Source organism: Paenibacillus sp. cl123, assembly GCF_900101595.1.
Lineage (GTDB): Bacteria > Bacillota > Bacilli > Paenibacillales > NBRC-103111 > Paenibacillus_G.
This window is the reverse complement of the sequence record NZ_FMYY01000001.1, coordinates 577,718-597,705: the sequence shown is the minus strand read 5'-3', so window position 1 is coordinate 597,705 and position 19,988 is coordinate 577,718. Positions and strand designations below refer to the sequence as shown.

The 19,988-nt window shown below is 46.9% G+C and carries 20 protein-coding genes; 3 read left to right on the top strand and 17 right to left on the bottom strand.

Going from position 1 to position 19,988, the window contains the following annotated elements; all coding sequences use genetic code 11:
* The first annotated feature begins 109 nt into the window (after window positions 1–109).
* Together BLR08_RS02570 and BLR08_RS02565 are read left to right on the top strand one after the other, a co-directional pair.
* On the top strand, window positions 110–1,123 hold the full coding sequence (locus tag BLR08_RS02570; protein ID WP_072328066.1) for a glycosyltransferase family 2 protein: 1,014 nt from the start codon (window positions 110–112) through the stop codon (window positions 1,121–1,123).
* A 15-nt stretch (window positions 1,124–1,138) separates the two neighbouring features.
* The gene (locus BLR08_RS02565; RefSeq protein WP_083536685.1) at window positions 1,139–1,576 is read left to right on the top strand and encodes a GtrA family protein; all 438 of its coding nucleotides are present in this window, start codon (window positions 1,139–1,141) and stop codon (window positions 1,574–1,576) included.
* A gap of 2 nt (window positions 1,577–1,578) precedes the next feature.
* Here BLR08_RS02565 and BLR08_RS02560 read toward each other — a convergent pair whose 3' ends face one another.
* The 4 genes from BLR08_RS02560 to BLR08_RS02545 form a co-directional block, all read right to left on the bottom strand.
* The gene (locus BLR08_RS02560; RefSeq protein WP_143014321.1) at window positions 1,579–2,049 is read right to left on the bottom strand and encodes a hypothetical protein; all 471 of its coding nucleotides are present in this window, start codon (window positions 2,047–2,049) and stop codon (window positions 1,579–1,581) included.
* A 180-nt stretch (window positions 2,050–2,229) separates the two neighbouring features.
* Entirely contained in the window at window positions 2,230–3,918 is a 1,689-nt protein-coding gene (locus BLR08_RS02555) for an AAA family ATPase (protein ID WP_072328062.1), read from the bottom strand.
* A gap of 263 nt (window positions 3,919–4,181) precedes the next feature.
* Window positions 4,182–4,379 (bottom strand): hypothetical protein, encoded by a 198-nt coding sequence (locus BLR08_RS30535; protein ID WP_143014320.1) that lies wholly within the window; start codon window positions 4,377–4,379, stop codon window positions 4,182–4,184.
* A gap of 260 nt (window positions 4,380–4,639) precedes the next feature.
* Window positions 4,640–5,170, bottom strand: coding sequence for a GrpB family protein (locus tag BLR08_RS02545; protein WP_072328059.1), 531 nt, complete (start codon window positions 5,168–5,170; stop codon window positions 4,640–4,642).
* A gap of 298 nt (window positions 5,171–5,468) precedes the next feature.
* On the opposite strand from BLR08_RS02545, the gene BLR08_RS30955 reads away from it, so the two are divergent.
* The gene (locus BLR08_RS30955) at window positions 5,469–5,849 is read left to right on the top strand and encodes a hypothetical protein (RefSeq protein WP_072328057.1); all 381 of its coding nucleotides are present in this window, start codon (window positions 5,469–5,471) and stop codon (window positions 5,847–5,849) included.
* 211 nt (window positions 5,850–6,060) lie between these two features.
* Here the strand turns inward: BLR08_RS30955 and BLR08_RS30530 are convergent, their stop codons facing one another.
* From BLR08_RS30530 to BLR08_RS02480, 13 genes are all read right to left on the bottom strand, one after another.
* Window positions 6,061–6,282 (bottom strand): hypothetical protein, encoded by a 222-nt coding sequence (locus BLR08_RS30530; protein WP_143151528.1) that lies wholly within the window; start codon window positions 6,280–6,282, stop codon window positions 6,061–6,063.
* Window positions 6,283–6,810: 528 nt separating this feature from the next.
* Window positions 6,811–8,406, bottom strand: a complete 1,596-nt coding sequence (locus BLR08_RS02535; RefSeq protein ID WP_072328056.1) for a helix-turn-helix domain-containing protein — start codon at window positions 8,404–8,406, stop codon at window positions 6,811–6,813.
* Between the two features lie 44 nt (window positions 8,407–8,450).
* Window positions 8,451–9,392 (bottom strand): FecCD family ABC transporter permease, encoded by a 942-nt coding sequence (locus tag BLR08_RS02530; protein ID WP_218131557.1) that lies wholly within the window; start codon window positions 9,390–9,392, stop codon window positions 8,451–8,453.
* Window positions 9,393–9,463: 71 nt separating this feature from the next.
* Window positions 9,464–10,459 (bottom strand): FecCD family ABC transporter permease, encoded by a 996-nt coding sequence (locus BLR08_RS02525; protein ID WP_072328055.1) that lies wholly within the window; start codon window positions 10,457–10,459, stop codon window positions 9,464–9,466.
* Window positions 10,460–10,571: 112 nt separating this feature from the next.
* Window positions 10,572–11,552, bottom strand: coding sequence for an ABC transporter substrate-binding protein (locus BLR08_RS02520; RefSeq protein WP_083536681.1), 981 nt, complete (start codon window positions 11,550–11,552; stop codon window positions 10,572–10,574).
* Between the two features lie 194 nt (window positions 11,553–11,746).
* Window positions 11,747–12,772, bottom strand: coding sequence for a substrate-binding domain-containing protein (locus BLR08_RS02515; RefSeq protein WP_256257387.1), 1,026 nt, complete (start codon window positions 12,770–12,772; stop codon window positions 11,747–11,749).
* 71 nt (window positions 12,773–12,843) lie between these two features.
* Window positions 12,844–14,481, bottom strand: coding sequence for a hypothetical protein (locus tag BLR08_RS02510; protein ID WP_072328054.1), 1,638 nt, complete (start codon window positions 14,479–14,481; stop codon window positions 12,844–12,846).
* Between the two features lie 9 nt (window positions 14,482–14,490).
* Complete coding sequence (gene hxlB / locus BLR08_RS02505) at window positions 14,491–15,045, bottom strand: 6-phospho-3-hexuloisomerase (protein WP_072328052.1); 555 nt, start codon at window positions 15,043–15,045, stop codon at window positions 14,491–14,493.
* Window positions 15,046–15,049: 4 nt separating this feature from the next.
* Complete coding sequence (hxlA, locus tag BLR08_RS02500) at window positions 15,050–15,679, bottom strand: 3-hexulose-6-phosphate synthase (RefSeq protein ID WP_072328050.1); 630 nt, start codon at window positions 15,677–15,679, stop codon at window positions 15,050–15,052.
* A gap of 12 nt (window positions 15,680–15,691) precedes the next feature.
* Window positions 15,692–16,651, bottom strand: coding sequence for a sugar kinase (locus BLR08_RS02495; protein WP_256257385.1), 960 nt, complete (start codon window positions 16,649–16,651; stop codon window positions 15,692–15,694).
* Between the two features lie 56 nt (window positions 16,652–16,707).
* Complete coding sequence (locus BLR08_RS02490) at window positions 16,708–17,550, bottom strand: carbohydrate ABC transporter permease (protein ID WP_072328048.1); 843 nt, start codon at window positions 17,548–17,550, stop codon at window positions 16,708–16,710.
* Entirely contained in the window at window positions 17,550–18,434 is an 885-nt protein-coding gene (locus tag BLR08_RS02485) for a carbohydrate ABC transporter permease (protein ID WP_072328046.1), read from the bottom strand. The genes BLR08_RS02490 and BLR08_RS02485 overlap by 1 nt, the downstream gene beginning before the upstream one ends.
* 93 nt (window positions 18,435–18,527) lie before the next feature.
* Window positions 18,528–19,847, bottom strand: a complete 1,320-nt coding sequence (locus tag BLR08_RS02480) for an ABC transporter substrate-binding protein (protein ID WP_072328044.1) — start codon at window positions 19,845–19,847, stop codon at window positions 18,528–18,530.
* Between the last annotated feature and the right edge of the window lie 141 nt (window positions 19,848–19,988).

The following is a 19,988-nucleotide window of genomic DNA, read 5'->3' as shown; positions in this document are numbered from 1 at the left end:
TTATGTCAAGAGAATCTTGTCGATTTTAATCGACATCTTGCAAAAGCTATGTTATCGTAGATTATAATGCTAGTTTACCATAATGGTTCATTCTCTCAGGAGGTTATTTATGTATACATTCGGAGGAGAAGCGCCTTTTTTGACGGTAGTCGTGCCCTGCTATAATGAGGAGAGCGTACTTCACGAAACGACCGCAAGGCTGGCCGCTGTCTTCGACCGGCTGGTTCAGGAACAACGGATTGCGCCATCCAGCATCATTTTGTATGTGGACGATGGAAGCAAGGACGGCACATGGACGGTCATCGACGAGTTGAGCCGCGCTCATCCGTTCGTTCGCGGCTTGAAGCTTTCCCGCAATGCGGGCCATCAGAACGCTTTGCTGGCGGGACTGCATGCTGCGCGTGCCTGCTCCGACTGCGTGATCTCCATCGATGCCGATCTTCAGGACGATGTAACGGCGATACGCTCCTTTATATATAAGTTTCACGAAGGATATGATGTGGTATACGGGGTCAGGGAGAACCGGCGCTCGGATACGTTCTTCAAAAGAAATACCGCCGTCGCTTTCTATCGGATGATGAAGCTGCTGGGCGTCAATATCGTCTACAACCATGCGGACTATCGGCTGCTCAGTCACCGGGCGCTCGTTGCCCTCGCGGATTACAAGGAAGTCAATCTGTTTTTGCGGGGCATCATGCCGCTGGTCGGCTTCAGATCGGCAATCGTCCGTTATGACCGTCATGAACGGTATGCCGGAGATTCGAAATATAATCTGCGCAAAATGCTTTTATTTGCCCTGGAAGGTATAACCTCGTTCAGCGTAACTCCGATTCGCATGGTTACCGCCTCAGGGTTTATTATCTTTATTCTAAGCATAGTAGCCGCGATTTACTCCCTGGTCGTTCATCTGTCGGGCCATACCGAATCCGGCTGGACCTCGCTTATTTTGTCCATCTGGTTTATCGGGGGCGTGCAATTGATGAGCATTGGCTTGCTCGGCGAATACATCGGCAAAATATATTTGGAAGTCAAGGGCAGGCCCTTGTACACCATTGAGGTCAACCAATTGCTCGACGAACGGGCAGAGCATGCGGGACATAGCCGGAAGATTTCTTCCTTATAGGAGGCTGGAGTTGGAATGATCGAAGTTATGCGGAATTGGGCCCGGTCCAGCCTGGCCCGTTTTTTGCTGGTCGGCGTATTAAACACCTTGATCGGTCTGTCGATCATGCTGCTCTTGCTCCACGCGGCCGGGCTGAATTACTGGCTCTCCACAGCAGCCGGGACGGTGATCGGGGCTTGCGTCAGCTACCTGCTTAACCGGACCTTTACATTCCGCAGCAGCAGCTCCCACGGAACCGCCGTACTGAAATTTGTCGCCGTGCTCGCCTGCTGCTATATGCTGGCCTATGCTGCGAGCGGCTTGGCAGCGAAGCTGCTGGGCGGCTTCTTCCCCGCGCTGTCCGCGGAGCTGGGCCATACGCTCGCTGTCGTGCTGGGGAACGGGTTGTATACGCTGCTGAATTATGCGGGGCAGAGGTATATTGTATTTGCGGGGCGTCAGGGGGAGAATTGAGCTTAGAAGGAGCCGCCGCAGGTTAGCCGGTTCCAGGAAACAAGCCCCGGAATCGAGCCTCTCGGAACCTCGGGTGGGTGAATGGCGCACACCTGCCCGGGCTGATCATTCTCACCGAAGGTGAGGACCGCGTTTACGTTCAATTGCTCTCCTTCCATATCAAAGCTTAGCTCCGCATGTCCGGTATGAAAACCTCCGTCATTATAATAAGGCTTCACCTTTGCGTAAGATATCAGACGAAACTGTCCCTCTTCATGCAGCTGCTCCATTCCGCGAACCCATGCCTGCTTATCCTCTGTCCCGCTATACAACTGTGCCGCTCGTTCAAACTCCAATGCCTGCACAGCAGCCAGAAAGCTTTCCGTTTTCTTTTGAATAGCGAAAAATCCCCAAATATGTACACTTACATAAATAAGCACAAATAAAAAGATCACAGCTAGGAACTGAATGAGTTTTTTCGATATTGGTGTCAAATGAATCACTCCTTTCGGGTCGGGAGACGTTTCGTTGTTTCCCATTCATCTATATACTTATCCTATCCAAGCCATAATCGAACCATCGAACTAACCGATGTGCTAAGTGATACAGGCTGTGTCTATTGTTCATAAATCTTACTCTCCCACATCAACTAAGCCAGCGGAGCACAACACGCCCTACTCCGCCTTCATAAACAACCGTTTCCCCTCAAACGCAATCCCCAGCTTGATCACATGCTGGACGCCTCTTTCACGCAATTCGCTTGCGTAGTCCTTGTCCTCAATTTGCTTCAAGGCTGCAGCTACAGCTTGCTCCAGCGTTTCTCCACCGCGGGCTTTCTTGAACTCAATAATAACCCCATTCTGAACCCGGTCTTGCCGCCGCGGTGATCTGGGAATCAACATCACAACATACCGTCCGTATCCGCTCTCTCGGTTCGATTTCACTTCATACGAATCCCGAAGACTGACCAACAGGCCCAGCACGAAAGCATGGTAAACCTTCTCAGGCTCTCCACCGCCGGTGTCGAACAAACTAAAGGCATGAGTAACGAAGTCGCGGAAAATACTTTCAAATGTCATCATATCGCCGCCCACCAGAGCATTCAGCATCTGTTGATGGCTGCGTTCCGTCAAGCCCGTCTCAAACCAGCCTGAGATAATTTGCTTGTACAGCACCTCAACTTCTTTGTTAGGGATCATCAACTCCCCATAGTGAATGCCTTCAATCAAGTCCTGCCGCTCAACCTTCAAATATCCGCTAAATAACAGAAAGCTCCAAACAGAGTGTGAACGGAGATGAATGTCCCGAAATACCATATTATCGTCAATCGGTTTCCGGATCGGTACTCCGCCAAGCATTTGCTCCAACTCTTCCTTCAACTCTCCGTTGCTTTCTGTGATGAGCTGACGAACTAAATCATTGCTGCTCGTATTGATCCAATAAGGCTGCAGGCCCTCTCTCCACTTAGAGCAAAAATTAATGATCGACCACGGATTGTATATGGTAGTCCCGCCAAAACGATAGCCATTGTACCAGCTTTTCACTTCATCGGCTTCTGTCTCCACATCGCAATCGGCCAATAGCTGTTCAACCTCGCCCTCCATTAGCCCAAACCTGGTGCTGAAGGGCTTCTGAATAAGCGTACATACCTCCAGATTATTCAGCCCAGAGAAGATGCTTTCCTTGGCAACCCGAAGAATCCCCGTGAGAACGCCCTTTTCCAGACTGACGTTGTCTTTAAGCGCTCCGCTCAGCAAATTGCGCATAAAGGTAATTACCTCGTCATAGTAGCCGTGCAGAAAGCCCTGTTGGATAGGCGTATCGTATTCGTCAATCAAGATGACGGTTTTCTCGCCATAAAACCGGTTCAGCCATAGTGACAATTGCTTGAGACTGTTGCTATAAGAGGACATATCCGCTCTCTGCTCAATAATGGCGAGATATCTTTCCCTCTCATCCGAGTCAAGCATGTCTGTTTGAAGTATGGCACGATGCCTCCGGTACTCTTCCCCAATCACTCGATTCATTTCATTCGCACATGCCTGCCAGGTTTCCCACTTCACATCCTTAAAGGTCAGGAAGATAACGGGATGCCTGCCTTGCTTAGCCGTATAAGCCTCGCCTTCACGCCAAATGCTCAAATGTTGAAAGAGTTTGCTAGTATCCTCAGTGGTTCGTTCATAGAAATAACGCAGCATGGAAAGGTTTAACGTCTTTCCGAAACGTCGGGGACGAGGCAGGAGAATGGATTTGCTTCCGATATCTATAAGCTCGCGAATAAACAAACTTTTATCGATATAATAATATCCGTCTTCAATGACCTCCCTAAAATCACTGAGACCAATGGGCAGCTTTCGTTTCATACGCAATGTTCCCTCCTCCATCCAATCCACCATGGATAATATTCCAGAAATAACGTGCCCGCGCTGTGTTTAAATCCACCCTCCCACACGGGTAGCGCTATTTGTATCTATGAGTTTAACACAACTGAATCCCAAGATGTACTGCGACGAACAAGGGAGCAGCACAATGCTCGTTACGCACCCAAAAGACCCCATATTCGCCGAGAACGACGTGAATACCGGGTCAGACATGTATTCACTTTAGTATACTCAACTGTACTCCATCACCTCTCCAAACGCTTCGTCCGGTCCAGCACCTTTACTTGAAGGTCCGCCTGGATGATGGCCAGGGATGCCTTAATCAGATCCTCGTGGCTGTACAAGTACTTTCGGTTTCTTTGAAGCTGATCCGGACTCTCTCGCACTTGGCGCTCCGTCTCCAGGTCAAGCGAGGAGATCCCCTCGTTCAGAGGCTCTCGCAAGGTCCAACCGTTGCCTCTGCCCGCTTGTCAGCGTAAAACTCCGTTCGCCAATGAGCACTTCATATCCTTCCGACAGTCCTGCGATAAAGTCATGAATGTGCATGGCCTGGCAATCTTCGATCATACGTTCTTCCGAGATATCCTCACACCCTAACAGTATTATCGGTAGGCACTTGCAAGAGGCAGCACCTTCTATCTTCATAAATTCTTCTGCTTTATGAAAAGGACATAAACGTTGTCAATCTATTTTGCTGCATGAATTAGGGCGCATGACCTTTTTGTTGAACATCTGTAAACCATGCAAGAGCAAGCTGCTCCATCTCCTTCACAAACGCTTTCTTGGCTGGGCTATATTCGCTTGTATTTTCAAAGTGATGAGCTAATTCTTCCTTAAAGCTGCTGTATCTTACAACCTCCTGGGGATGAGCTTTTAAATAATCTCTGAATACGAGATGCCGTTCGATTTGGGGATGAGTCATTTCATAGAAATGGATGTGGTGAGTTCTGTTCTCTCCGCCCTTGCGGAATAACCTTCTACCCGGGATCCCCCATTCTCCGGCAACATCGTAACCAAGGGAACGCAATTTGTCGTTAAACAAATCAATCTTACTGATGTTTGTTACCATACACATCATATCAATTACAGGTTTAGCTTTCATTCCAGGAACCGAGGTACTTCCAAAATGCTCAAATCGCATAATCTCGTCGTTAAATATAGTTTTCAGGAAATTAGCTTCCTCGTGAAAAAGCCTAATCCAATCCTCATTGAACTCACTTAGCCTAACTTTCATAACAGCCTCCTTACCGATATTCGATTAAAGTAAATATATTCCGCACGATGTTTATAGAAGCCTGCTCAACAGCTTAACGGGATGAAGTATCGTTCATCGATTAGCTTTCCCTCTCGTCTAGTTTGCTCTCGCCGATTAATATTGCTGACGGTTATTGCCTTATCACTTGCATCGGATAACCGACCGATAAAAATATGCTAATTTCTTGGTACTAGTGCGTGTCCCAAACTAATAGTTTCGGCATCTAATAATAAATAAACCACTTAAAGGTGGTGATCTTTTATGACGAGGAAAATATATGTCGCCGATTCGCATTTTTCTTGTTGTCATTGCCATGAAGCAACTGGGGCAACCGGAGCGACCGGAGCCACCGGACCTACCGGGGCCACTGGTATTTTTCAACAGTTTCAGGTATCAGAAAACCGAATACTTCCGGCAGTTCAGCGATTCCCATTGTTGCCGCTGCGACTGTTCTAAAAACGATTACGATGACGAGCGTTCCAGCAGGAAGCCGTATTTGGTTGACAGGAATAGTCGGATGGCCGACTTGCCGACTCCATCCACCGCGTATGCTGCCCCGGCGATCAGTCCCTTCAACTTTTCCTTCGCAAAGTCGATCGCCGCCTATGGCGTCGCCTCCGGGCTTGTCGCTGCCGCGGCGATCGTCACTGCCGGCTGATGCCAACGCGATAGACGCGGCCATCTCGCACCTCGTACCCGGCGCGATGGCACATGGCTGAAATTTATAGTTTAATACTACTGTTATTCTGTCCGCCCCCTATGCCATACTGTCCTTAGCTTGTTCGAGTAAATAGGATACATAGTCGGATTTTTCATATGAATAAGACAGCAGTGTATACGCGGCCAACCCTCCTTCAACGAAAAAATAGTTACTTTTTATTTTTTCTGGCAAGGTACAATATGACAGCTTGAGGCTTAATAACCGCTCCACCATGTTGTTCTATTGTTTCTTTGATTTCCCCAAATAATTTACAACGTACTTCTTCGGGAATCAGTCTATGTCTGGAATTAGTGTTTAACAAAGAGATATATTCATCGGCTTTGTAAGTATCCCCCCATTTGTATTGCTTTACCTCTAATTCTTTAAACAAGCCATCCTTTAAAGTTAGATGTGACCGTTCGGTAATAATTTGTTCAATAGAAGGATTTTTTGAGTCATCCAGCTGTGGAGCATATGTCAAAAATTGAGATAGCCGTTTTCTTGCGTCTGAATGAAATGAAAGGCTGTTCCTGATATTGCTAAATCGAAATCTCTCCTCTCACTTTGCCATGTTTCAAACGCCGAATTAATTATTTTGACAGTTGGCTTATCTTTATATGTTTCGCCAGCCGTGAAATTTAAAATATCCTCCCTATATGGTTTAATAAAAGATAAAACTCCCGCCCGTAAAGGGACGAGAGTTAATACTCCGTGTTACCACCCAAGTTCGCCAATGACTGCCTATCGGTCTCATTTCAGGCACGGCAACAAAATTATGTTTGTGGCTTATCCCCTAGCACTTTAACGGGTGCAGTCCAATTACTCTTTCTCATCATTGCCTTTAAAAGGAATATATTGGTGTTTGTTACATTGTATTATGGAAAATTTTGAAAGATAACCTATTTATTCGGAATAAACCTTAATACTGCCTGCTAACAGCCTGCGAATCACCGGTTGCAGCCAGCAGCTCGTTCATAATAAGCAATCGGCCTAGAGGCGTCCAGCTCATGGCGCACCAGTTGTTAATTAACCTGTACCTGCCGTCTCTTACGGCAGGAATTTGCCGCCAAACGCTCTGAGTGGTCATTTCACGATAAAGCCGCTCGCTGCCTGCTTGAATATGATGCTGGTGGATGAACAGATGCTCGGTCTCCAGCACGGGCAGTGACTCCGGCTGCACCTCCATTCGCCATTGCTCTGCCGGAGCTTGCTCGCACGGCCTTAAAGCAAGTTCTTTGTAAAGCAGTTCATTCAGCGGATGATTAGCTATCCCCTGTAGGCCAATCGCCCGGTGGCTGACTTGCATAACGGCAACCCGCTCTTGACCCAGCACCCGGCGCAGCCTCTGGCCGGTTGTTTCGGTTTGAAGTTCGAGACGTGTCAGCATCTCGGCTGCCTCATGTTCCCGGTTAACCAGCTCGGCAATCTTCTCATAATTGCGTTTCCAGTCCCATACGGAGAAATCTAAAAATACTGACGCTGCGATCCCCTTGAACGGATCCCTAAATTCGGAATGATATTCATCCGCTATGATCAGATCAGGTCGTGATCGCTTCAGTTCCAGGAGCTGGCTGTGAAGACGCTGTCTGTGTTGCTCCTTGCTCTGTCCGGGATAATGGAATAAATCGACCACACACACGGGCTCTAGTCCTATTGACTTCAAATGATCCTCAAAACCAAGAGAGGAAGCCACCGCAACCTTTAATGTGCCACGCTTCATGTATAAGGTCGGAGAGACGCCTACCAGCCGCTGGAATATGCGGCTAAAATAAAACTCGCTGCGAAAGCCGACCGCGGCTGCGACTTCTTTCACCCGGCTGTTCTTCCGGTCGAGCTGCAATTTCGCCTGGTTCACACGGACATTCGCCACATATTCCAAAGGCGGCATGCCCGTTTCATCGCGGAACAAACGCGAAAAAGCGACTGCCGGCATGCCGCCGGCCACTTCCGACAGCTTCTCAATGCTTACTTTTTCCGTATAATGTTGTTCGATATATGTGATACTTTTCTCTACACGTTCATCCCGCATAAGAGGCGGTTTAGGTTCATTGCTGGAAATATCATGAAGAAGCTCTTCGAACTGAAGCCGCAGCGCCAAGGCTCCCTTACTGTGCGGTTGTTGGCTATGTTCGTAGAGCCTGATCATCCGCTGCAGCAGCTGCTGCGGATGATGCACCATAATCAACCCTGTGGGTAGCAGACCGGACAAAGACATTGCGGGCATGGCCTCATAGCTCCCTCTTACTTTCTTAAGCCGGATTGACTCGAAAAAAACGGCATAATAGTCAAATTCCCCATATTGCTCAGGAACCTCCATATGCATGCCAGGAGCGAGCAAATAAAGCTGAAAAGGGCGAACTTTATGCAATTCGCCATCGAGTACGATAACCCCCTCCCCCTCTGTAATAAAGCAGAGGATGTAAGCAGGAATACGGATATGCCTGACTCCGCGCTTGGAAAACGTCCTTTTGCGGACTGATGATAGAAGATAGGTTATGTTTTCTTGAGACGACATGAAAAAGTTCCACCAGCCTTTCCGGAAACAACGAGCATCTTCTACTAGTATATCGCTCGGCGGCGCAACAACAAATAAACCATATAAGGCGCGCCGATAAAAGCAGTAATCAAGCCGGCCGGAATTTCAAAAGGGGAGAACACATTCCGTCCTGTAAGATCTGCGCCCATCACGATCAAGCCTCCTAGCAATGCGGCCACAGGCAAACGGACAAGGCTTCGGCTGCCGACCAGATGCTTAGCCATGTGCGGAGCCATCAAACCGACAAAAGCAATCGTTCCCGCCATGGCAACAGCCGATCCGGCCAGACCCGCGCTCATCAGAATAAACAGAACTCGCATCAGCTCCACACGAAGCCCAAGGCCGGCAGCCGATTCCATATCCAGCAGGAATATATCCAAATATCGGGCCAATCCGATCAAGCAAGTAAATAAAATAAGCAGCCAGGGCAGCAATGGCCAAAAATGCTCCCACGTCCTGCCATATAAACTTCCCGCCATCCATACGGTGGCCTGAGATACGCGAAATATCTCCCCGAGGGTTAACAAATAAGTAATGAGCGCACCGGCCATAGCCGATATACCTGCTCCAATAAGCAGCAGGCGCACAACAGAGCTTCCCCCTCCTTTTCTCCAGGAGAGCGTATACACGACCGCTGTAGCGATGAGCGCTCCGCCGAAAGCAACCCAGGGGAACTGACTTATAGGAAAAGAAGGAACCAGTACCATAACAGCAACTACTGCGGCGGCGGCCCCCGAATTTAGACCGATTACGCCGGGAGATGCAAGCGGGTTCCGTGTGATGACCTGCAAAATCGTGCCGGACAGCGCCAGACCGCATCCGACCAGGAACCCGGTTAATACGCGAGGAAGCCGCAGTTGATGAATCGTAAACCGGTATGCCTCATCTCCTACTCCCGCCAAGCTCCGGAAAACCTCCGCAGAGGGGATCGTCCGCTCTCCAAGCATGACGTTCAGAACAAGCATACATGTATTCAGAATAAGCAGGATCACCATAATTGCGATCGAACGACTGTATTTACGAGCGGAGACGATGGTTATCTCTCCTTTCTCTGGGCCAGATAGATAAGAAACGGCGCGCCAAAAAAGGCGGTGACAACGCCCACTGGCATCTCTTGACGAATCAGTATAAATCGTGCTCCTATATCTGCCGCAAGCAGCAATAACGCCCCCAGCAAGGCGGAGTACGGTACGATCCAACGATAATTGCTGCCTGTCACAAGCCTTGCTATGTGGGGAACGGCCATCCCTAGAAACCCGATAGGACCGGCAAGAGCGACTGCGCTGCCCGCTAGCAGGACCGTGAAAACCACGCATAGAATTTTAATCATCCGAATGCGCTGACCCAGACCTTGCGCAAGCTCATCCCCCAGGCCGAAAATGTTCAGGTGACTGCTGAGCGCTAGCGAACCGGTCCATCCTATTACTAAATAAGGCAGAACCTGAAAGAATAAATTTAGATCTCTGCCCGTAAGCGAACCGGCAAGCCAAAAACGCATCGTATCAAGCGACTGCTCGTTGACGATGAGAATACCTTGAGTCATCGAGGCAAACAACAGGTTCAGCGTAGAACCGGCCAGTACAAACTTGACGGAAGATAGAGGCCCACCGCCTCGGGAACTGAGCAGAAATACAAAAACCCCTGCAGCCGCAGCCCCGACGAGCGAGGACCAAGCGTATAATGGCAGTGACGCGGTTCCGAACCAATACGAAGCGACTACAGCCGTAAGCGCAGCTCCGTAATTAATTCCGAACAATTCCGGTCCTGCCAGGGCATTGCGGCTCAGCGCCTGCATAAGGCAGCCTGCCACGGCGAGCGAGCTTCCGACTGCCGCTGCAATAACCGCTCTGGGCAGCCGAACGTCGCGAATAATCAGATACTCGCGTGACTCCTCAAATACATAGAAGGCTTTGAGGACAGATTGAAAGGAAACAGGTACGACGCCGAACATGATACTGCCTGCAAATGCAGCCAAAACTAACAAGCCTGTTAGGATAAGTCCGGCGAATTTACCATTGGTGCTTAGGCTCAAAAGTTAACCCTCCATTGCTCTTTTACAGGCAAATGGGATCGCCACAAGTGACGATCCGATCTCTCCATCAGCCCTATCCTTAATAATGAAGCAAGGATGCTTGCTCCCCGCCTTACTTAGCCGCAAACGTGTTCAGATCATCCACAACCTTATTCGCAGCTTGAATACCAAGACCGCTAAGCCAGTATTCCCAATCTACAGGGTAAACCGCTTTCTTCTGCACGCCTTTCAACGTTCCCCACAACGAACCTTTCTCCAGCTTGGCGAAAGCATCCGGCTCACGGTTGAACCAAAGGATGATATCCCCATCCAAATCAGCGATTTGCTCCTCCGTTATATCTTTGGAGAAGTCCGTCCCCCGCTGGGCTGCCGGACGAACGATACCCGCATCCTCCATAATGATACCGGAAAAGTTTTTCTTCAAATAAATTTGGAGTTTATCTTTCCGAGGACGAAATAGGGAAATTTCTTTGGAAGCCGAGCCAGCGTATTTGGACCTCAGCTCATCGGTACGCTTTTGATAGGTTTCCAGGAGCTTTTTGCCAGCTTCATGTTTGTTGACAGCCTCGGCATGAAGCTGCAGGTTTTCTTTCCATGTAGTCCCCAACGTATTTACGAAGACGGTCGGAGCCATTTGTTTTAACTGTTTATGTATGGCGTCATGCGTATCTTTGTTCCCGATAATCAGATCCGGCTTCAGCGCATCAATTGCTTCCAAATTAGGCTCATTGACGGAACCGATGTTCTTGATTCCTTCCGTTCCCTTCAAATAGGCCGGGAACGGATCGCCCGCCGTTAGGATAGACGGCGCTCCGATGGGCTTGATACCCAACTCCAGCAGATTATCCAGGGCACCGATGTCCAGAACAACAATTCGGCTTGCCTGCGCCGGAATCTGAACTTCACCGTAAGCGTCTGTGATCGTACGGGTATCCGCATCCGCTGCAGATGCAATCTTGTTATCCTGCTTGCTGCCGGCGGAAGCTGGTTCTGCCGACTTGCCGCCGCAACCGGCGAGTATCATCAGCATAACGGCGGCCATCGCCACATACAACCATGATCTACCGCTCAGCCTCTTTCTTTCAACACACATTGAAAATCGTCCCCCTCGAATCTAGTTGATTTATTACAATTAATAATGATTATCATTCTTAAATGATACTTTAAACTTTCCGCTTCTGTCCATGCACGAATATGCGGATCTCATATACTTTCTTAGACAAAACATAAAGCCGCGGCCTCCTTCAATAGAAGGAAACTGCGGCTCACTTGTTTATCTTATCGTAGCTAACCCCCGCTCGACTTTCTTACTTGTAATCTCCCATTAAAGGAAATGATATTCGAGCCTATTTCCGGCAGTTCTCTCGATTTGATTTGGCCAAGCATTAATTCGGCGGCTTTATTGGCCATTTCTACTGCCGGATGCTTGAAAGTGGTCAGAGGAGGGCTGACAAAATCGGCAAAGCTGACATCATCGATCACAGCTACCGCCAATTCATCCGGAATACGAATGTTGTTTTTTAACAGATAGGGCAAAACCTCCATCAGAACCAAGTCGTTCCCGGCTAACAAAGCCGTTGGAGGTTTTTTCATTTGAAACAGCTCATTCATCTGACGAGCAACTTCACTTAGATTCACGCTTCTTACATACTGGTCGGAAAACTTAATTCCGTGGTCCAGAAGAGCGGCTTTGTATCCTTGAATTCGTTCGGAACGCGTGCTTATATTAAGAGGTGGCGTGATGATGGCAATTTCTTTATGGCCTTGACTTATAAGATGAGAAGTGCATGTGTATGCGGAATGAACGTTATCCATCACAACCATGTTGATCGGCAGACCATCCACTTTTCGGTCTAAAAAAACTACAGGGTACTGTTCGTCCACGAGCTGGCGGTAAACCTCATCGTTCTGGCAGGTAGGTATAATAATCAATCCGTCTACTTGCTTAGCTTTTAACATGTCGATATATTTCTTTTCCTTGGACGGGTCTTCATCCGTATTACAAACAATGACATGATAATCATGCGCATGACAGTAGTCTTCTATCGCCCTGGTTATCTCTGTCGAAAATCGATGCAGCAAATTGGCTACAATAACTCCGATCGTTGCTGTTGTTTTTTGTTTTAAACTTCTTGCTATAATATTGGGCTGGTACTCGAGTGCTTCTATCGTCTGCTCAATTCTCATTTTTGTCTCTGTCGACATATATTCGTATCTTTGATTGAGATACTGCGACACGGTGCTTTTCGATACTTTGGCGGTATTCGCAACATCTTGGAGTGTAGCTTTCTTGCTTTTAGTAATGGCAGTCACCCCCTGAAATCCATTTTCCGGATAGATTCCTGATTCAAATTTTTAATCCAATCTTACAATAATTCATTTTCTTAATCTACTTTTCTATCGATCCCATGATGAAAAAAGGGGCCGCCGGCAGCCATATAACCTTTGCTGTGCCCTTCCGGATCCTCCGAAATCCAGAAAGAGTACAAGTGCGAATTCTCCAAATGAAAACGAATCCGTATGACCTTGAGGTCCAACTCTTCCAATTGTCGATTGTTCCACCTGATTTGTATTTTTGTGCTGTCAGCTGCAACCGGGATGCACTCCGATTTGGAAAACCCAGGAATGACGTTGGACTCTTCGTCCAAGATTTCAGCATAGATTGCACCCTCACTCGAATCAACGTTCACGAACAAATAGTTACCGTTAAATTCAAGCTTTTTGGTTACAACATACCCGCCCTTCCCTTCATCGGTCAATGAGGCAAAACCGTCTCTTCTTAGCTTGGCCAGCCCTAAGCTGCCTCCCGAATATTCATGGGTCCCGAAATTAGGCGATTGACCGGAGAAAAAGGAAACGTAAAAAAATAGTTCATCTCCTACAACGAGGCAGACGCCGTTCGGTGAGTGCGCATATCCATAATCCCATCTCCCCGCTTCACGGGATGACGAAATAAAATTGTCATGAGTCGGTCGATCCCAATGAAAACCGTCTCTGCTGTAAGCCAATTTCAAGTCATTAACTTTGGGCATTTTTGTAAGCTCGCAAATGGGGTTTGGCGGACCCATAAATACGCTGAATACGCCTAACATAATACTTTCATAGGGGGTTGCGTCAAGATTATATAACTGGGTATAGAAACCTAACTTCGGATCCGGCGAATCATAAATATCGGTTCGTGACCAGAAGCGGACATCCTCACTCTTCCACTTTGAACCTTTGAAAAAGTCTTCCGTTTCAATATAACCTCTTGTCCTTACCCGACTATCTAAAGTCGAGAATGTTCGCAAGCTGAAAGCCCATTTTTTTGTAAATGGGTTGTGGAAGAATGTGGAGTTGTCTCCGGCGAGAGTCGTTTCCCCTATCTCGGTCCAATCGATGCCGTTTGCCGATTTATACAATTTGATGGTTTCAAGCGGCGGAACAGATCCCGGAATGTCATGAAAATGCTTCGGCATCCGGTGATAATATTTCACTTCAAAATCGTATTTTCGAAAAAATACTAACATTTTATATTTCTCGCTTATATCTGCAGCCTCGTAATCGATCCAAACGGCAGATCCGTCGCGGAGCGCGCCGGCTTCATAGGGAATCACCCTGTCATCCTGTCTGTCCGGAAAAAGCTCTGACAACCGCTTCCAGTGGATTCCATCCTCGCTTTCCGCACATCCGACCCCATCGAACCACCCTGCCTGATACCACATTTTAAACTTCTTGTCGGTATCATCGTAAAAAATGCCGTCATTAAAAGGACATGCGCACGTGCAATAACCATCGTTCAGTTCAAGCGGCGTTTCCGGTTCAAATACGGGTTGATCCATAAGAACAGGCTGATGGTATTTTGTTGTTAAATTGGTGTCCTCAACGACAAACTCATCAACGAACAATTGTCTTCCTATCGATATATTTACAGTCTCCGGCCAGTAAGCCTTGTAATCGGAAGGCAGCGGTTTATCCAGCGTGGTCTCTTTGTAGTTGGGCGGCCACTCTTCCGGTAACTCTATATTATTATATAGTTTCATCTGTTCACCTCATTGCAAATTCGAATGACGTCGAGTCATCTCTTGAAAAGAGTCCTCGTCCGTTTCATTTAAAATGCCGATAATCACGGCGTCAAGCAGCATATGCAAGCTTTGATCGAATTGATTGCCAAGCGGCTGAATCGTTGGCGGCTCATCTTCCAGCCTAAGCTTGGTTGCAGCGGGAATTCTTAGGGTTAGGTCGCTATACTCCGCAATTTTCGAGTTCCGATTGGTGGTGATAAGCACGACGGATGCTCCGACTTTTTTCGCTTGATTGGCGTATAAATGAACGATTTCAGTAGTTCCTGAACCAGAAATCGCCACCAGCACATCGTCAGCTCCAATACTCGGCGTTATCGTTTCTCCGACCACAAATGCGCTGTAACCCGCATGCATAAGACGCATGGCGAAAGCTTTTCCCATTAGCCCGGACCGGCCTTCGCCTGCAACGAAAATCCGTGAAGCTCCTTTAATTGCTTCACCAAAAGCCGTAAATTCGATTTCACTCACCCGGTTCAATACAGCGGCAACCTCGTTATTCATTTGAACAAACAAATTTTTCATGATATCAAATCATCTTCTCTCTGATAGTATGAGCTGCTTCTCTTCGATGAACGGCCCCCGTGATCGCACTCCCAACAATGACAATATCTGGTTTATAGGCGACGACTTGTCCTATCGAATCCGCATTTATTCCCCCCGCATATGCGAACTCGACGCCATGGAGCGTATGCAGGAACGAGATGATTTCTGCCGCCTTTAGTCCTGCTCCTTGATGCTCTTGCATATCCTTTCCAATGTGTACGGAGAAAAGACGGGCTCCCAGATCGTATAACCGGGCGATGGCGTTCGTGTCTTCGATCCCTAATAAATCGACCATCACTTGTTTATCCATTGAACCGGCTGCTTCCAATGCATCCTTGATCGTCTTTGCATCTGAAAATGCCATAACCGTCGAAATGTCGGCTCCCGCGGATAATGCTTGTATCGTCTCGTGTCTTCCGGCATCACATGTTTTCATATCAGCCAAAATTAACTTATCGCCGTATCTTTCCTTCATATCCGAGATGAGTCCTACTCCGTATTGCTTAATAACTCCGGTTCCAATCTCGATGATGTCGATGAGATCCTTCACCTCTTCGACGATCTCCACACATTGCTGCCGCGTCAACCGGTCCAATGCCAATTGCAGCTTCATGTTAGCACCCTCTTATCTTTCGATAAACTCGCTTACCCCAAGCTTTTGCATAACCTCTTCATAGTAGGGAAGACCTTCGTTATCTCCCGCTACGCTGACAACCATCGAGCCTACCAGATTCGCAAAGGTTAGCGTTTTTTCAAGCGGCCAGCCATTAATAATTCCATGCAGGAAGCCTGCGTCAAATCCGTCACCAGCACCAACCGTATCTGCGACCGTACTTACTTTTATGGCAGGCTTGCTTACTTTTCGTCCTTCATAATAACCTACGCTGCCTTGAGATCCTTGTTTAATTGCGACGCAACCTATACCATATTCGGTAAATTTCGATATCATTTTATCCAAATCACGGACGCCAAGCAAAAATTCCGCTTCCTCTTCCCCGGTAAGCATAATGTCGACGTAGGGCAGCAAATGCGTAAGGCAGTGCTTTGCTTCTTCTTTTGACCATAATTTGAACCGAATGTTAGGATCGAATGCTACTAAAACATTGTTTGCTTTCGCTATCTCTATCGCCTTGTGAATGACGGACATATCGTTTTGACGGATTGCTGAGAATACGCCGGTTATATGAAGAATCCTGGATTTCTTAATATCATCCGCCGGTAAATCCTCCGCATTTAACGTAAGTGTAGGTGAATTCATCCTGTAGTAGAACGTTCGTCCCGCACCATCTTCCCGTATCTCTTTGAAATTGACGGATGTCGCGTACCCCTCCATGAGCTTGACATTGGATACATCGATACCTTCGCCTCTTGCAAAATTGTACACGAATCTGCCGAACTCATCATCTCCAAGCCGGCTGATCCATGCCGTTCTCAGCCCTAATCGAGCACAACCGATTGCCAGATTCAATTCGGCTCCGCCAACCCTGCGCTCGAATTCGGCAACATAGCGCAACGGCCCTTTACTTTTAGGGTTCATCGTCACCATGGCGTCTCCTATTGTTATGACATCCAAGCTCTTATCCAAGATGATCTCTCTCTTCTATGCGAAATTGTCGTACAGTAGCTTCTTGATTTTTACTTTTACTTAACGGCCCCCTGCGTAACTCCTTGAATGATATATCTTTGCGCAAATACATAAATGAGTAACACAGGCAGTGTAATTAATAAGATTCCAGGCAAAAATTTGGCGTAATCGGTAGAATAAATATCTTTAAACACTTGAATTGCCAGCGGCAAAGTAAGCATCTCTTTTCCAGCATTTTGAAGAACAATCAACGGCAATAAAAAATCGTTCCAGATCCATAAAATATGCAGGATTGCGATGGTCACTGAAGTTGGACTCAGGATAGGCAATACGATCTTAAAAAACGTTTGACGGCGACTGCATCCGTCTATATACGCGGCTTGTTCCAGCTCAAACGGGAGACTTTTGATAAATCCATGATAAATGAATACAGCCAGCGGACTCCCAAATCCGATATACATGAATATTAAAGTGGGTTGAGGCATTACATTTATCCAGCCCAGCATTTTTCCATAAACACTGACCAGTGGTATCATAATCGATTGAAATGGAATAATCATCGACGACACCATCAGCATGAATAACAGGTTATTCAGCTTGGATTTATTTCTTACAAAATAATGGGCGGTCATAGACGAAAACAGCAAAATGATGGCAACACTGCTGAAAGTAATGATGATTGTGTTGATAAAGCTTCTAAAATAATTCATTTGTTGAATGGCCACTTTAAAATTCGTGAAATCTATAGTTCCAGGCAGACTAAAGGGCGAAGCCAAAATTTGCGCATTCGTTTTGAAGGAGTTGATTAGAAGCATAGCAAAAGGAAACATGCTCAAAATCAGCGCCGCTATCATGATGAAGTAAACCGATGTCTTCCGAACAAAAAGACGGAACCCCATTAAATTTCGACCTCCTTCTTCTTGCTGAAATACACCTGCAGCATCGTAACAGAAGCAACAATGACAAACAGCACAATCGCCTCCGCCTGTCCCATGCCGTAATCATAGCTTCTGAAGGCTTTATCGAATACATGCATAGAAACAAACACGGTGCTTTCAAAAGGCCCGCCTCCCGTTAAGGAGTAGTTCAAATCATAAACCATAAAGCCTCTCTGCAAAGAAAGGAAGATCGTTATAATAAATGAAGGAACCATCAGGGGCAGTATCATGTGGATGAGCTTTTGCCAGTTGCTTGTACCGTCGATCGTAGCCGCCTCCAAAATATCTTGGGGAACATTCATGAGACCTGCGATAAAAATGACCATCATATAGCCTGCATAATGCCATACGGTTACTACGACCAAGGCCCAAAACGCTTTATCCGGATTACCTAGCCAGGATTTGCTTAACATGGCGATTCCGTATTGATTACCGATGTTCACGAAAAAGTTATTGAATAGAAATTGCCACAGAAATCCCAGAACCAAACCGCCAATCAAGCTGGGCGTAAAAAATGCCGCACGAAAGAAATTTTGACGTTTGATTCCTGTTACTACCAAAAAAGCCAGTAAAAAGCCGACTGCATTTATTAGAAACACGGTCGCGATCACATATTTTATCGTAATTGTCATCGAGCTCCAAAATTTCGCGTCACGAAAAACTCCGAGATAGTTGTCCAATCCGACAAACGGCATATCGGAAGAAATACCGTCCCATTTAAAAAACGTTAAATAAATGCCATACAAAAATGGGACAATCATGACCATGAAAAAGATCAAGACCGTAGGTCCCGTATAAAAAAGTTGATTACCTATTTTGCGAGCCAAGCTTTTTTCGGAGATCAATTGGACTCTACTCCTCTTCTATATGAGCTGCAAAAAGCAGATGGATGGAAGCAACCCGCCTCTCATCCATCGTTTTAAAAATTGAAAAGCCAACTACTTTACATTCTTCCAGTACCCTTCAATTTCAGCTACCAACCCGGCTCGATCAGATTGTCCTCCAAGATACTTTTGCATAGAAGCACCAATCATTTTGGAATGATCACCCGGTATATAGTTGGCGGCAAATGGAAGCGTTTTGTCCGCATTCATATAGGTTTTGATTGATTTGGCGAGCGAATCTGTCGGCTCCAGTTTAATATTTTTGAATGCTGGAAGGATGCTTGCTTTATTTACCAAGAAATCTTGCCCGGCCGCCTCATAAACGATCCAATTCAAAAATTTCTTAGCTGCTTCCTGTTGAGCTTCCGTAGCTACCGATTTGTCTATAAATATTTGTTTGGTTGCTCCTACCGGAATTGAAGCATTATTTTTATCGTCTGCAGTGTTGCTAATTGGAACCGGCATGAAACCGTATTCCCCTTTCGGTTGAACGCTATCCAGCTGGCTGATCATCCAGTTCCCGTTAAAGGTGACCGCGACTTCGCCTTTCGCCACTGCCGCTGCAATATCATCAGCCGTTACAACAAGAGGATCATTTTTTCCTTTGTTATATTTTTTCATCATTTCCAGAGTGTCAATCAGGCCATTGAACGGAGCATTGCTTGCCAGTTTTACCTCGCCGGTTTTTAAACCGCTCAAAAACGCGCTGACGTCGCCTTTCGGTTGAGAAGCGTATGCAATCGGCAGAAAATGATTGCCTAATGACCATGGCATGGATCCGATGATTAACGGCGCAGTTCCGTCTGCCTCAATCTTCTTAAAAAGCTCCTCCAGTGCAGAGGTAGTATTGATTGTGGACGGATCGAATGTGCCGCCAGCTACCTTATCAAGAATCTTTTTATTGTAAACAAGTCCGTAGCCTTCTACTGCGAACGGGAAAGCTAATGTTTTTCCGTCAAGCTGATTAGGCTGCGCGAGGTCTTTTACCCATGCCTCAGAGGACAAATCAAGTGCCTTATCCTTGAATTTAACAATGTCTCCTGCATCAAGCATATTCAGTGTCGCAGGATTCCCTGAAGCATATAACACCGACGCTCTCTCAAAGGGAGATTGACCGCTTGCTACCGTTAATACTTCCACTGTAATATTAGGATTTGCCGCAGTGAACGTTTTTGCAGCTTCCTCAGCTGCCGCTTGGATTTGCCCTTTTGAATTCAAAAACGTAATTTTAACCGGCTTGCTCGAATCATCGGCATTCCCGCCAGATGCTTGACCCGCCGAGCCGCTTGAACTATTTCCGCCGCCGCATGCGGCAAGAAACATGGATAACGCTGTCATCAGGACGAGCGGTTTTGCCAATTTGGACATTTTCATTCTTTGTATATCCTCCCTTTAATGAATACGATAAATAATTTCAACAACCAAGAACGCTAACTACATGTTAAAGCTTCAGAAACCACCTCCAACAACTCGCCAACTTGGAAGAGCGCTTTCGGGTCTTGTTATCTCAACCGT